This is a genomic window from Veillonella parvula, assembly GCF_002005185.1.
Classification (GTDB): Bacteria; Bacillota; Negativicutes; order Veillonellales; family Veillonellaceae; genus Veillonella; species Veillonella parvula_M.
In genome coordinates this window covers 21834-36800 of sequence record NZ_CP019721.1, presented here as the reverse complement: position 1 = coordinate 36800, position 14967 = coordinate 21834, and the positions used below count along the sequence as shown (strand labels likewise).

Annotated in this window: 11 protein-coding genes; 9 read left to right on the top strand and 2 right to left on the bottom strand. The window is 38.2% G+C overall.

What is annotated here, in order from left to right:
• The first annotated feature begins 250 nt into the window (after nt 1-250).
• Both B1A77_RS00175 and B1A77_RS00170 read left to right on the top strand, forming a co-directional pair.
• Entirely contained in the window at nt 251-1867 is a 1617-nt protein-coding gene (locus B1A77_RS00175; RefSeq protein ID WP_077707595.1) for a methyltransferase regulatory domain-containing protein, read from the top strand.
• Nucleotides 1868-2228: 361 nt separating this feature from the next.
• Nucleotides 2229-3257 carry a helix-turn-helix transcriptional regulator gene (locus tag B1A77_RS00170; RefSeq protein ID WP_077707594.1) on the top strand — a complete coding sequence of 343 codons (1029 nt, stop codon included), beginning with the start codon at nt 2229-2231 and terminating at the stop codon, nt 3255-3257.
• 46 nt (nt 3258-3303) lie between these two features.
• On the opposite strand, the gene putP is transcribed toward B1A77_RS00170, so the two are convergent.
• Complete coding sequence (gene putP / locus B1A77_RS00165) at nt 3304-4791, bottom strand: sodium/proline symporter PutP (protein WP_077707593.1); 1488 nt, start codon at nt 4789-4791, stop codon at nt 3304-3306.
• A gap of 316 nt (nt 4792-5107) precedes the next feature.
• Between putP and recQ the strand changes: the two genes are divergently transcribed.
• The 5 genes from recQ to B1A77_RS00140 all read left to right on the top strand — a co-directional run bounded on the left by recQ (nt 5108) and on the right by B1A77_RS00140 (nt 12573).
• Complete coding sequence (gene recQ / locus B1A77_RS00160; RefSeq protein ID WP_077707592.1) at nt 5108-6976, top strand: DNA helicase RecQ; 1869 nt, start codon at nt 5108-5110, stop codon at nt 6974-6976.
• Between the two features lie 124 nt (nt 6977-7100).
• A complete protein-coding gene (locus B1A77_RS00155) occupies nt 7101-7892 on the top strand; it encodes a thymidylate synthase (protein ID WP_012864704.1) in 792 nt (263 codons plus the stop codon).
• Nucleotides 7893-8023: 131 nt separating this feature from the next.
• Nucleotides 8024-8518, top strand: coding sequence for a dihydrofolate reductase (locus B1A77_RS00150; RefSeq protein ID WP_077707591.1), 495 nt, complete (start codon nt 8024-8026; stop codon nt 8516-8518).
• A complete protein-coding gene (locus B1A77_RS00145) occupies nt 8515-10827 on the top strand; it encodes a Tex family protein (protein ID WP_024061608.1) in 2313 nt (770 codons plus the stop codon). The genes B1A77_RS00150 and B1A77_RS00145 overlap by 4 nt, the downstream gene beginning before the upstream one ends.
• A 261-nt stretch (nt 10828-11088) precedes the next feature.
• A complete protein-coding gene (locus tag B1A77_RS00140) occupies nt 11089-12573 on the top strand; it encodes an aldehyde dehydrogenase family protein (protein ID WP_024061607.1) in 1485 nt (494 codons plus the stop codon).
• 62 nt (nt 12574-12635) lie between these two features.
• Here the strand turns inward: B1A77_RS00140 and B1A77_RS00135 are convergent, their stop codons facing one another.
• Nucleotides 12636-13211, bottom strand: a complete 576-nt coding sequence (locus tag B1A77_RS00135; protein ID WP_024061606.1) for a hypothetical protein — start codon at nt 13209-13211, stop codon at nt 12636-12638.
• 292 nt (nt 13212-13503) lie between these two features.
• Here B1A77_RS00135 and B1A77_RS00130 point away from each other — a divergent pair, with 292 nt between their 5' ends.
• Both B1A77_RS00130 and B1A77_RS00125 read left to right on the top strand, forming a co-directional pair.
• Nucleotides 13504-14454 carry a hypothetical protein gene (locus tag B1A77_RS00130; protein WP_077707590.1) on the top strand — a complete coding sequence of 317 codons (951 nt, stop codon included), beginning with the start codon at nt 13504-13506 and terminating at the stop codon, nt 14452-14454.
• Between the two features lie 21 nt (nt 14455-14475).
• Nucleotides 14476-14868: a hypothetical protein gene (locus B1A77_RS00125; RefSeq protein WP_024061604.1), complete on the top strand. Its 393-nt coding sequence runs from the start codon at nt 14476-14478 to the stop codon at nt 14866-14868.
• Nucleotides 14869-14967 lie beyond the last annotated feature (99 nt).

Sequence of the window (14967 nt, the reverse complement as noted above, 5' to 3'; positions counted from 1 at the left end):
ACGACTGAGAACTATATGAGGCACCCTTTCAAGGGTGCCTCTTTTGTATGTAAATTTAGTTTTTCTAAATATCATATTAAGTATCTTCCATAAATCAGTTTATAGTGCTAGTTGCTATTGTATTATTTACGTATTAACTGCTTAAAACATAGGTAATATACTAGTAATTTGTTATAATGATAAGGAACCATGCATAATTTTAGCAATATACATATTTGGGATAATTCTAATATTAAATATAGAGGTACATATGGCTAAGAATAATACACAAATGACAACAGAAGATACGCAACAAACGATATATAAAGAGTTAGGCTATAAATCCTATCCATTTCCTTTTACAACGCCGGCCTATTTAGAAGCATATGGTGCTCTTGTAGGGCTAAATACTCCACCTGCGAAGACATCTCGTGTTCTTGAACTAGGGGCTACTTATGGCGGTAATATTATTTCTCAAGCTGTATTTAACCCAGAGGCGACCTTTGTAGGCATTGAACTTTCACAAGACCAAGTAGAGAAGGGTAATCAAATTATTTGTGATGCAAAATTAGAGAATGTATCCTTGGTGCAAGGAGATATTTTGAATTTTGACGAATCTATGGGGACTTTCGATTATATTATTGCACATGGATTCTACTCTTGGATCAATGATGAAATGAAGGATAAGCTGCTCAATATTATTTCTAATCATTTGGCGGATAATGGTATTGCCTATGTGTCTTACAATACGTATCCAGGTTGGCATACCATGGAAGAAGTACGTCAGCTCATGCTGTTTGCTAATCGTGGCCAAGATAAGTTGACCCATAAGGAAAAGGTGTTGCGCGGTAAGACCGTAGGCAGTCTTGTGGGTGCTCAGATTCTTAACTATGATAATCTTAAAGAACGAAATAGTAAATTCCTTGGTGCATTGCGCTCTGTAATGCAAAAGGATGACTATTATGTAGGTCATGACCATCTAGAGCCGCATAATGATCCGTGCTATTTCTATCAATTTAATGATCATTTGAAAGCGCATAATCTTGCTTATGTATGCGATGCGGACCTTACACTATCTATGGTTCGTACCTATGATGAAAGTATAGCAGCTAAACTTGAGCAACTGGCTCCTAATAGCCAAGCGGATCAAGAACAATATTTAGATTTTATACTAGATACGACATTCCGCAAGTCAATTATTTGTAAAGCTAGCTTTGCAAATAATATTAACTTTGCTGTTGCGAATCCGGCTGAAGTGAATACAATTCCTGTACGTACTATTGTAAATAGCTTTGTTTTCCAAATTCTCTTTGATGAGGAAGCACTTGAAATGTTTGAAAATGAGCTCGTAAGAGATACGTTCCAAGCGCTTATCAAAGATGGTGGTACGTTCAATATGATCGAGGCCCTCGCTATTTTGAAAGCGGCTCATGAGGCGGATCATGCATCTGATGATGAATTAGAACCTGCTGTATGTAGCTTGTATAAAGCTGTAGTAGAGCATATGGTACGCGGTGGTATTCGCTTCTATAAAACATTCCCTGTAAAAGAAGAGTATATGGAGGGCTTATCTTATATACCTGCCCGTTTTACAAACTTTGTAAAAGCTATTGTAAATGGTGGTAGTGAATATATGTATGGAGCAGATATGTTTAATGATGCTATTGGTGATATTTCTGAAGAGGATTTATTATTTATGGAGTTGTTGAACAAACCAAAAGCGAAATCTACGGTAATTAAAAAGATTAAAGATGCTCTCTTTAGTGCAGATCAGTCTCAACCTACAAAGCATCAAAATGCCATGGCTGAAGCTTTTTATAATGAATTAACAATGCGTATGGAACAATTGGGCTTTATTAGAAGTAAGAAAACAGGTAGTATTTCCTAATTGATAGAGCTCGTTATTTGATTGTATTGCTATGAAGTTGTATTATATTCATTTTGATTTCATAGTTAAAATAAAAACCCGTTACACTTATAATATTTATACGTATTAAGTGTTAACGGGTTTTATTTAATATAATTAAATTTACTTTTATTTTATATTTATTACTTTTAGTTATTTTATATTGCTGAAAAAGTATAGTAAATCGATAATTTTAATGAGGAAAAAATGAACCGTTCATGAAAGTATGGTATAATGTGTATGGGTATTTTGTAAATATCATCCGATGTGTTGTGGATGATTCTATAAATTGTATTAGTTGATAAAGTTGTATTAATTGTATTATTTATAAAAGGAGTCTTTTATGGCATCTAAGAAGGCAGTTCTAGTATACATACTAGAAATCCTGAAAGACGAAACAGATGCTAATCATACGTTATCTCAAGAGGAGATTCGCAGTATATTAGCCGAACGGTACGAGGTATCCGTCGATCGGAAAACCTTAGGCCGTCATTTAAATGATTTATATGAATCTGGAGATTTTGGTATTCAATGTGAAGAGTCTGCTGTGGGAGCAGATGGCACCATTAGACGTACTGATTTCTATATGATTCATACCTTTGAAGATTCTGAATTGCGGTTATTGATTGATGGTATATTGGCATCTCGCCATATTACTGCATCTCAACGTAAAGATTTAATCGGGCGTGTTGCAAAATTGGGGAGCTCCTATTTTAAGCCTCATGGTATTGATATTGAAAGTAATACGGAGTACCTTCATAGAAGCCAAGATTTATTTCTTAATATTGATCTCATAGAAGAAGCAATACAAAAGGGTAGAAAAATTTCGTTGGCCTATTGCCAACCAGATGTGGATAAGCGATTACACATTAATCTTGGCCCAGATCATAAGGAACGGAAGTATGTATTTAACCCATTCCAACTAGTAATGAATCGAGGACATTATTATTTAGTAGGAAACCACGAAAATTATGATGACATGTCTACATTACGTGTTGATCGAATTGCACATATTACAGTGCTGAATGAACGTAGAAAACCTTTACGGGAGATAAAGGGATACCAACAACAACGTACCTTTAACGTGTCACAATACGTAAAGGAACATATTTATATGTTCGGCGGTGAATCTATTACTGTTACGTTTAAAGCTAAACGTTCCATTGTAAATCAAATTTTAGATTGGTTCGATGGCAATGTAGAGTTTACGAATATAACAGCCGATAATGTTGTATGCCGTGTACGTGTTAATCATGACGCCTTTAAATATTGGGCGCTCCAATATATGCAAAGTGTAAAAGTGCTTACTCCAGCCTCTTTAGTGACAGAGGTAAAAGCCGCAATTGAGGAAGGGTTACACCAATACTCATAAATAAAAGCTAGTTGATCGGTGAATCAACTAGCTTTTTTATGTTTTCTTATAGAATATGCATTTTTTCTGCTTCTCTATAGTCTTTTAGAACCGGACGTGGAGGCAATTTACCCATGAGGCTCACAATATAGATTGCGATAGAAGAGAGGATGAAACCCGGTACAATTTCGTATAGGCCAAGGAACCCAAATTGCTTCCAAATGAGTACTGTTAAACCACCTACAACAATACCAGCGATGCATCCGTGACGAGTCATACGCTTCCAGAATAGGGAGAATAAGATTGCCGGGCCGAAGGCCGCGCCGAAGCCTGCCCATGCATAGGCTACCATCGTCAAGATATAGCTGTCTGGATCCATAGCCATATAGATGGCAACCAATGCCACTAAAAGCACTACGATACGGCTTACTAATACAAGCTCTTTATCGCTTGCTTTTGGATGGATGATATTAGCATAAAAGTCGTTAGAAATAGCAGAAGCTGTTACTAACAACTGCGCTGAAGCGGTACTCATGATGGCTGCCAATACGGCGGACCAGATAAGCCCAGCTACAAATGGAGTAAAGAGGCGTTCTGTCATGATGAGGAATATTGTTTCCGCATCAGTGCCTACTAACTTATCTGGCAGCATGTAAACATGACCGATGAGACCTACAGCAATAGCTGCCATAAGGGATAAGATAACCCATACCATGGCGATGTTCGTAGATTTCTTAAGTTCTTTCGCATCAGAGATAGCCATGAATCTAACTAGGATGTGAGGTTGACCAAAGTAGCCAAGACCCCAACCAAGAGAAGAAATTAGGCCGATAGCCCAAGTAAACCAATCAGACGGATTACCAAACAAGCTAAGTCCTTGTGGGAACTCATGTTGGATGAGCTGGAATGTTTCTATAAGGCCACCCATGTACATGGCTGCTGTAATTGGTACTGCCAAGATGGCAAAGAACATTAATGCGCCTTGAATACAGTCTGTCCAAGATACGGCGAGGAATCCGCCAAGGAAGGTATAGAATACGACGATACCAGCTGTGATAAAGAGGGATACGGTGTAATCAAGACCGAAGATAGTATTGAACAATTTGCCCCCTGCCACGAAGCCTGATGATGTATAAATCAAGAAGAAAATCAAGATAAATAAGGCGGAAATGACAGCTACCGAATGAGACTGATCGTGGAAACGATTCTTTAAATAATCCGGTAAGGTCAAACTGTCACTGGCTACCTCGGTATGGTTGCGCAGGCGTCTAGAAACGAATTTCCAGTTGGCCCATGTGCCTAATGTGAGGCCTACGGCAATCCACACACCAGAAATCCCCGTAGTATACGCTAGGCCCGGCACACCCATGAGCATCCAACCACTCATATCTGATGCTTCCGCACTAAGTGCTGTAATCCATGGTCCTAATTGTCGGCCACCGAGGATGTAATCACCAATGCTGTTCGATTTACGATAATAGTAGACCCCGATATACATCATGAGTCCTAGATATAAGGCAAAGGCGATAATAATCATTAAGTTGTCTTGTGTCATGCCTATATAAGACCTCCTTAGGTTCTAGTTATATTCTATAGTATAGTAAATAATTTTTATTGTACCACATATTAGTACTTTAGAGGGTAAAAAATTGGTGATATCAATAAGATTCCTATATTAATTTAGGCTATATATTTTAGAGATACGCATTAGCTGATTACTTATGAAATCATATATTAATAAGCCCCATACCGAATGAAATATGATAAAATAAAAGAATGAAAAAACGATATTTCGTATTGAGTGTACGAAATATTTGTCAGTAGTAATCGAAATTAATACTTATATTTCTGGAACGTGAAAGGAGGACCCTATGGAACAACAGGTAGGCGGAAAACAAGATGTATCTAGACAACATCAAGTTGTGACGAAACAACAAGCATTGCGCATGTTGGAGACCTACTTTGGGTATACCTCCTTTAGACCAGCTCAAGAGGCTCCTATTGCATCCTTGTTGCGGAATGAAGATGTAATTGGAATCATGCCGACAGGGGCTGGGAAGTCTATCTGTTTCCAGATACCTGCGCTCTGTAAGGCGGGCTTGACTATTGTGTTTTCTCCTCTCATTTCTCTTATGAAAGACCAAGTGGATGGTCTCTTGGTGCAGAATATACCAGCAGCGCTCATCAATAGTACACTTACACAATCTGAGTTTAATAAGACCATGTACGAAGTACGTAGTGGTAAGATTAAACTCTTATATATTGCACCAGAGCGGTTGAGCTCTAATTTTTTCTGTAATGTACTGCGAGCGTTACCGATTGCTCAAGTCATTGTGGACGAGGCTCATTGTATCTCTGAGTGGGGTCATGATTTTAGACCGTCTTATCGCCTTATCGGTGAGTGGCTCAATTCATTGCCAAAGAGACCTATCGTGGGGGCTTTCACAGCGACGGCGACGAAATATGTAGAAAACGATATAAAAAAATTATTAGGCCTAGATAAGGCTAATGTATACGTGACGGGTTTTGATCGGCCTAATTTATCCTTCTCTGTTATCCGCACACCAAAGCGGATGGATTACGTTGTTCATTATGTGCGTCAGCACGCCAATGAAAATGGCATTATCTACTGTGCAACGCGCAAGGATGTAGATCGTGTGTATGAAAATTTAACCCGTGCGGGCATCAAGGTGGGACATTACCACGGAGGACTCAACGATGAGGTGCGCCGTGAAATGCAGAATGCCTACGCAGACGATAAATTGCAGGTTATGGTGGCGACGAATGCCTTTGGTATGGGTATTGATAAAAGCAATGTACGCTATGTACTACATTATCAAATGCCGCGTAATATGGAGTCCTATTATCAGGAGGCAGGACGAGCTGGCCGTGATGGGGCACCTGCTGAATGTATCTTGCTTTATAGTGGGCAGGATGTGCAGGTTCATAAGTATTTAATTGAACAGTCCATCGAAACGCCTGAGCGACAAGATGTGGAGTTACGCAAATTGCAGTCCATGATTGATTACTGTTTCTGCAGTAATTGCTTGCGTAAATATATGCTTAATTACTTTGGTGAAAGTACTGTTTGGACAACCTGTGATAATTGCAGCTCTTGTAAGGGTTCTGCTGATAAGGTCAATGTTACGAAAGAAGCAAAAGCTATTTTCCGTGCCATCATGGGCACCGATGAGCGATATGGGGCATCAATGATAACCTCTATCGTCCGTGGTGAGCGAACGGACCGGATTATGCGTGCTGGCCATGATGCATTGCTTGTCTTTGGCTTACTGAGCAATGTAGATGAAAAATCTATTAAAGGTCTTATTCAGCAGTTTGTAGCATCTGGCTACTTGCGCAGTTCAACGGGAAAATATCCTGTGTTATCCTTAACGGCTGGTGCCGAAGAAGTGTTAGCAGGTCGTAAAGAGGTAGAGGAAATCAGACAACATGTGTCTGTGCCTTCTCGCACTAGTAAGTCTGCTGCCTCTGTGGCACGAGGAAAATCCAGTCCTACATCGGGCGGTTTATTTGAACATTTGCGGCAACATCGCAAGCGCTTGGCTGAAGAAGCGGGCCTTAGACCATATCTTATCTTCCCTGATACAGTACTCATAGATTTGGCAAATTTACGACCTACTACATTAGGTGAGTTTGGCAATGTTAAAGGCGTAGGGGAAGCAAAATTGAAAAAATATGGACTTACCTTTTTGCAGGCCATTGCAGAATATAAGGGATGATAAATTTTACTGTATATATGGTAGTACCATATATTTTTTAGTATGATAGTACTATATATTTTAGTAAGATTATCAAGATATACGTTAGTATTTTTGCTTATTATAAATAGATCTAGGGGGATAAATGAGCTTAGCAGATACACAATACCTCGGTATTATTGAAAATATTTTAGATCATGGCATTTATGGTCAAAATCGCACAGGAATCGCAACGTACAAATTGCCTCAACAAATTATGCAATTTGACTTGCAAGAGGAATTTCCAATTTTAACCACTAAATTTGTAGCTTTCAAAACAGCTGTAAAAGAATTATTGTGGATTTGGCAAATGCAGTCCAATGACGTGCGCAAATTACAAGAAATGAATGTGCACGTATGGGATGAGTGGATGCGTGAAGATGGTACTATCGGTAAGGCCTATGGATACCAAATTGCGAAGTATAAGCAATTAGACAAGCTCATCAAAACTATTAAAGAAGATCCTGATAGCCGCCGAATGATAGTAACCCTTTGGAATATTGAAGATTTAGATGATATGGCGTTGCAACCATGTGCGTATGAAACCTTATGGGATGTAGGGGATGGTTACTTGAACTGCATGCTCATCCAACGCAGTGGCGACATGGGGCTTGGCGTTCCGTTTAACACGGCTCAATATGCGGCATTACAATGTATGATTGCTCAAGTAACAGGTTTAAAGCCAGGTAAATTTACACATGTCATCAACAATGCCCACATCTATGAAAATCACGTAGATGCATTGCGTGAGCAATTAGCACGTCGCAATCAAGCGTTGCCTGCTCCAAAAATTATCGTGAATCCTGAGGTAAAAGACTTCTATGACTTCACACCAGAGGACATTACCTTAGATGGATATGAACATTTAGGTAAATTATCCATGACTGTTGCTGTATAGCATTGTATTCATGACAATTGTTAAATAGCATAATATGTATGGCTATTGCTATATAGTATTGTGTTCATAGCCATTGCTAAATAGTATAATTTATGACTGTTGCCATATAGTATTAACTGAAAGAGGGCAGTATGTTAGCATTAATCGTAGCCGTAGCACATAATCGTGTAATCGGTAAAGATAATACTTTGATTTGGCATTTGCCAAATGATTTGAAATTCTTTAAGGAAAAAACAATAGGACATGTTATTATCATGGGCCGTAAGACCTTTGAAAGCTTACCGTTTTTGTTGCCAAATCGTGAGCATTGGGTAATTACTCGTGATAAAGGCTTTGATGCACCAGAAGGTGTTAAGATTTTCCATAACCCTGAGGCGGCTGCTGAAGCAGCACGTGCTCTTGATGGGGCCTACGTTATTGGTGGCGCTCAAGTATACGAAGCTTTTCTACCTTATGTAGATACTATGTATATCACTGAAGTGGACCACGAATTTGATGGGGATGCATTTTTCCCTGAATTCTCAGAGGATGCTTTCACCATCGAATCCGTAGTAGATGGCGCGGTGGATGAAAAGAACAAATATCCTCATCGTTTTGTAACCTATCGCAGAAAGGCATCTAAATGAGTGAAAGAATGTTTGCCATTATTGGCAGTGAATTAAATGTTAAGCCAAAGCAGGTGCAAGCTGCGGTAGAATTGTTGGACGAAGGCAATACGGTGCCATTTATCGCACGGTATCGTAAAGAGGTGACGGGCGAATTGCAAGATGAGCAATTGCGCACCATTGAAGAACGCATTAAATATTTGCGCAACTTGGAAACACGTCGCCAAGAAATCATTGCATCTATTACAGAGCAAGAAAAGATGACCGACGAGTTGATGAAGTGCTTAGAAGCGGCAACAAAGCTTCAAGAGTTAGAGGATTTGTATTTACCGTACCGTCCTAAGAAACGTACGCGCGCCATGATTGCCCGTGAACGTGGCTTGGAGCCGTTAGCGGAAATGATCCTTAACGATACAGTTATCTCTGGTGATCCGTTAGAGATCGCAAAAGAATACATAACAGAAGAGGTTCCTACGCCAGAGGATGCCATACAAGGTGCTTCTGATATCGTAGCGGAAATCGTCAGCGATAGTGCAGACTTCCGGGCGTACTTGCGTAAGAAGATGTGGAATGAAGGCTTTATTCAAGCTGAATTGAGCGGTGAAGAGGAAGAACAACAACAATTCTTGCAATACGCTGAATATGCTGAGCCCGTACGTCAAATGCCGTCCCATCGTATCTTGGCGGTAAATCGCGGTGAAAAATTAGGTGCTTTGAAATTAGCTCTAACTGTACCAGGTGACACCTATATTGCTTATATGTTACAAAAGTTAGAGAAAAATCCGAAGTCGATCTTCGCAGAGTATAAAGCGGCTGCTGTAGCTGATGCGTACAAACGTCTTATTTTCCCAGCTTTAGAGCGTGAAATTCGCAATGAATTGACGGAAAAAGCCGATGAGCAAGCTATCAAGGTATTTGGTGTAAATCTTAAAAATCTATTGTTACAACCACCATTGACTGGACATGTTATCATGGGCCTTGACCCTGGTTACCGTACTGGCTGTAAAATGGCGATTATCGATCAACAAGGCAATGTGCTCGATTACGGTGCGTACTATTTAACAAATAGTGAAAAGCTTCGCAAGGAAGCTCAAAAGGTATTGGCTGATAAAATCCGTAAGTTTAAGGTTACTCTTTTATCTATCGGTAATGGTACTGCATCCTATGAAACAGAGCAATTTGCGTCTACTATGATTGAAGAGGAAACATTAGATTGCCACTATATCATCACTAATGAAGCAGGTGCATCTGTATACTCTGCATCTAAATTAGCTATCGATGAGTTACCAGATTTAGATGTAACCATTCGAGGTGCTGTATCTATTGCACGCCGTGTGCAAGATCCATTGGCTGAATCTGTTAAAATCGATCCTAAATCTATTGGTGTAGGTCAATATCAACATGACGTAAACCAAAAACAATTGACTCATACCTTGGATCAAGTGGTTGAAACTGTAGTAAATCACGTTGGGGTAGAGCTAAATACTGCATCTCCAGCTATCTTGCAGCATGTTGCTGGTATTTCTAGTGCGGTGGCTAAAAATATTGTTTCATATCGTCAAGAGAATGGTGTGTTTAAAAGCCGTAAGGAATTGTTGAAAGTGCCTCGTTTAGGCCCTGCCGCCTTTACACAATGTGCGGGTTTCTTGCGCTTACAACATGGTAAAAATCCACTGGATAATACTTCTGTCCATCCAGAGTCCTATGAATTGGCAGAGCGCATCATTGGTGAGTTAGGCTTTACCTTAAAAGATTTGCAAGATAAATCTCAATTAGAAGCGTTGCAAGTTAAATTACCTCTTGTAGATGCTGAGAAAATGGCTGACAAACTTGATGCAGGGGTACCAACTGTGCGAGATATACTCGGTGCACTGGCAAAACCGGGACGCGACCCTCGTGAGGATTTGCCGGCTCCATTGACCAGAAAACACGTAGTGAGCCTTGAAGATATTAAGGTGGGTACCATTGTAAAAGGTACCGTTCATAACGTAGTTGATTTCGGAGCTTTCGTAGACTTTGGGCTTAAAACGAATGGTTTATTACATCGCAGCGAGCTTTGCAATAGCCGTCAACATCCATCAGATGTGCTTGCTGTAGGTGATATTATCGAAGCTCAAATCATTTCTGTTGACGTAAAGCGCAATCGCATCGGTCTGTCTGTAAAAGCATTACAACCAGAAAAACCAAAGAATAACGATAATAACCATAATAGAAATAATAATGGTCAACGTCGAAATAATGATAACCGAAATAACAACCGTAATAATGGCGGACGTCAAAATGATAATCGCCATAATGGTTCTCTTAATAATGGGGATCGTCGAAACTGATAATTTCTTAGAAGACTAGTTAATCTACATTAATAGATTTTAAATGATAGTCATTCTTGACTAAAAGTCATTATACCAAAAACCGCACCCTCTATGGTTTTAGAGGGTGCGGTTTTTCTATATAGCTAAAAACTATGTATATTAATGCAGAACAGATATATCGAAAATGATATATCTGATTGAAAAAATTAGATATAGGGAGTATGATGAAACCATAGAGGGGAAATTCCTAAATCATATTCCTAAAGAGGAGGTAATGCAATGAGCTTGAACCTTAAAGAAAGATATGGACTTTTAATTAATAATGAATGGGTAAAGGCATCTGACGGTGCTGAATTTAAAGTATATAACCCTGCTAATGGTGAACAACTCGCTATCTGTGCAGAGGCTACATATGGCGATGTTGATAAAGCTGTAGAGGCTGCAACAGAAGCTTTCAAAACGTGGAAAAACGTTTCTCAAGTAGAACGTGCTGATTATTTATTGAAAATTGCGGATGCTATCGATACTCACAAAGAACATTTGGCACAAGTTGAAACATACGACAATGGTAAGCCAATCCGTGAAACATTGAACGTGGATATTCCACTTGGGGCGGACCATTTCCGTTACTTTGCAGGCGTGCTTCGTTCCGAAGAAGGCTCTGCACAAGTATTTGACGAAAATACATTGAGTCTCATCGTTCGTGAACCGATTGGCGTTGTAGGTCAAGTTGTGCCTTGGAACTTCCCATTCCTAATGGCCGCTTGGAAATTGGCTCCAGCTCTTGCAGCAGGCTGTACAGTTGTTATCAAACCTTCTAGCCACACATCTCTTAGCTTATTAGAACTTGGCGATATTTTGAAAGAAATCTTGCCACCAGGTGTTGTAAACATCGTAACTGGTAAAGGTTCTAAATCCGGTCAATATATCCTTGATCATCCTGGTTTTAGCAAACTTGCTTTCACAGGCTCTACAGAGGTAGGTCTAGATGTATATAAAGCAGCATCTGAACGCTTGATTCCTGCCACATTGGAATTAGGTGGTAAATCTGCGAATATCTTCTTTGAAGATGCGAACTGGAAACAAGCTCTTGACGGGGCAATGCTCGGTATTCTTTTTAATCAGGGGCAAGTATGCTGCGCTGGTTCTCGTATCTTCGTACAAGATACAATTTACGATAAATTCGTAGCTGAACTTGCTGCACTATTCGATAAGGTGAAAGTTGGTTTGCCTTGGGAAGAATCTACTCAATTAGGTTCCTTGATTTACGAAGATCAAGTTAATAAAGTGCTTAGCTATGTAGAACTTGCAAAAGAAGAAGGAGCTCGCATTGTAGCCGGTGGTGTACGTGTTACTGATGGCGAACTTGGCAAAGGGTGCTTTGTAAGACCTACACTTATTGTAGATGCTACAAATGATATGCGTGTAGCTCGCGAAGAAATCTTTGGCCCTGTAGCTGTTGTCATCAAATTCCACAGCGAAGAAGAAGTTATTGAACAAGCAAATGACAGCTTATACGGTCTTGGCGGTGGCGTATTTACTCAAAACATCAATCGTGCTATCCGCGTAGCTCGTGGTATCGAAACAGGTCGTATGTGGGTAAATACATATAATTCCATCCCTGCAGGTGCTCCGTTTGGTGGTTACAAACAATCTGGTATCGGACGTGAAACTCACAAAGTTATCCTTGAGCACTACACTCAAATGAAAAATATCATCGTAAACTTGAGCGATAAACCATCTGGTTTCTATGATTTAGATTAATAACATATAAACTTCTCCGATGAACTATAACAAAGAGGCACCTCGAAAGAGGTGCCTCTTTATTAATATTGAGATAAACGGAATATTTTTCTATACGCCTCTGGTGCATTAGAACCATCAGAAGGTTTTATAATAACTCTAATATATATATCTTCTTTGAAGTCTGGATATGTTGTTGCATATTCTTTGCAGAATTGATCCATTCGATTGTAAAAATTTGTTACATCTTGGTTTTGTATGGCCGAATAGGGAATAGGCATTTCAATATACAAAGAAGATGTATCGTATGTAGCATAGGATAACTCCTCTTCTGTTATATAGTTTTTCATTAATGGGAATGCAGTTATTAACGGGATGTTGGTTATCAGTATTCGCTCCACTTGTGGTACAACAGGTGCAGAGGTATGCAAGGCCTCAGATATTTCAATGGGCATTTGTGGATATTTGTCAAAGGTGACTTGCCATCTATTGTTCCTATGAGACTCTAAGTGATATGTTAGATTAGGATAATCCTCATTTATATATTGTTGTACCTCATCTTCACTATAATGTGAGAGAAGATGACAACCCGTTGTTAGTATGAGGGATAGTATAATCAGTGGCAATAATATAAATCGTTTTAGGGTAAAAGGTTTCATTGTATATTCCTTTTATACTACTTTAGGAAGTTTAGTAAATCGTAATTGCTTAACAGGCATTGTTTAATTTATTGGCGGAATTTTGGAGTACACTATTTTAATTATATTATATCTAAATTAAATGTTTACTCATATAGCTGATTAATACCACACAACTCTCAATAAACCATAATAAAGAAGCAGCCCGAAAGAGGCGCCTTTTTTGTACTTAACAATAGTCTATTATATGTAAAAGTATAGGGTATGTTATAATTGTAGCCATATAAAATTGTGTTATTTATAGAGGGCTATTATGAATTTGAAGAGAGTAATTAAATGGATTGGATATATTGTTGCCATAATAGTAGTGCTTTATATCCTCATATGGGGAGTATTGATATATTTCTTGGTAGGTGGCGACTTTAAAAATAGTTTGATTTATTTAAGTGAGCTTCAAGAGAGCGGATTATACTATGGTAATGAAAATCGTAAGATTGCTGATAATGTAGTTGCTGTTCATGAGGTGAATAATAAACTCTATTACATAACTTTAGACGGTATTGGTATTTTTGATGAAAATGTAAGTTTGCTAGATGCTTGGAATAAAGATATAAATAAATATAACACTTTCATTCCTCGGATAGATGCTAAAGAAACGCAATTTAATGTGAGTCTTGATGAGTTATACCCTAATATTTCTAGTCTTGATAAAAGTGATAGAGATATATGGCATGAAATTTTTTTTGATAGTAAACAACGATATACAAGTTTACACGCTGGACATCCTATAAAGCTACCTTTCTATGTATCGTATAGAAAGGAAAATCAGATTAAGCATAATGATATAGTAGATCTTTCTACAGGGACTATTATTGGTGAGTATGGTAGTGAGCATATTTTAAGAAATAATGCTTATTATAATTTTGAATTCGGGAAATTGACTAAAATTGATTTCTATCAGAAGGCTATATATAGCTATTATTCTGATAATCTTGATATAGGTCGGTTTAGCAAGAATAATGCAGGTGATGAGAGATATGAATCTTATGCACGAAATGAGTTAAATAAAGTAAGAACGAAAGATATAGAGGTATTAACTAATTTACTAAATCAACGATTCATAGTGTTTAATTCCTTTAACGAGTTTTCTGATTTTGATAAAGTTACCTTTGAAGCATTAACCATTGATGCAATTAAAAATCGGAAGGCATTGCAGTTAGGGCCGTTAGAAAACCAGACACTTCGTCAGTATTTGAGTCGGTAACCATATAGTGGAAGGTGGAAGATGAATAAACTTGAAATATTAGGATATATTTGGATTTTTATATCTATGTCGTTATCTATGGGATTATATAAACTTGAGATTCGTAATCATCCAATTGATAAAAAACATGAATATATAAAAGAACATAGGATTTTTGGTAGCTTAACAAAGTATTTATCAATAATTTCTATTATAAGTTTGGTGATATTAAATCTTAAATTTTTAATTGATAAAGATTATAAATTTATAGTGAATTATGGCAGTATTTGGTTGTTTTTCTTTTTTTTAACAATGCTTACAGGGTTTTGTCAGAAGAGAGACAGCGTATATTTTAAACGGAGTCTTATTGCTATAGTTTCTGTGTTGTTTGGTATGATCGTGTTTGCTTATGCATTTAGGAAAGTACTATTTTAATAGACCATATATCAACTCAGATATTATTAAAATAATGTTGTTTTGTGTGGGCACTTATGGAATGATTTTTAGAAATTAAAAATCATTAAAAGGCAGTAT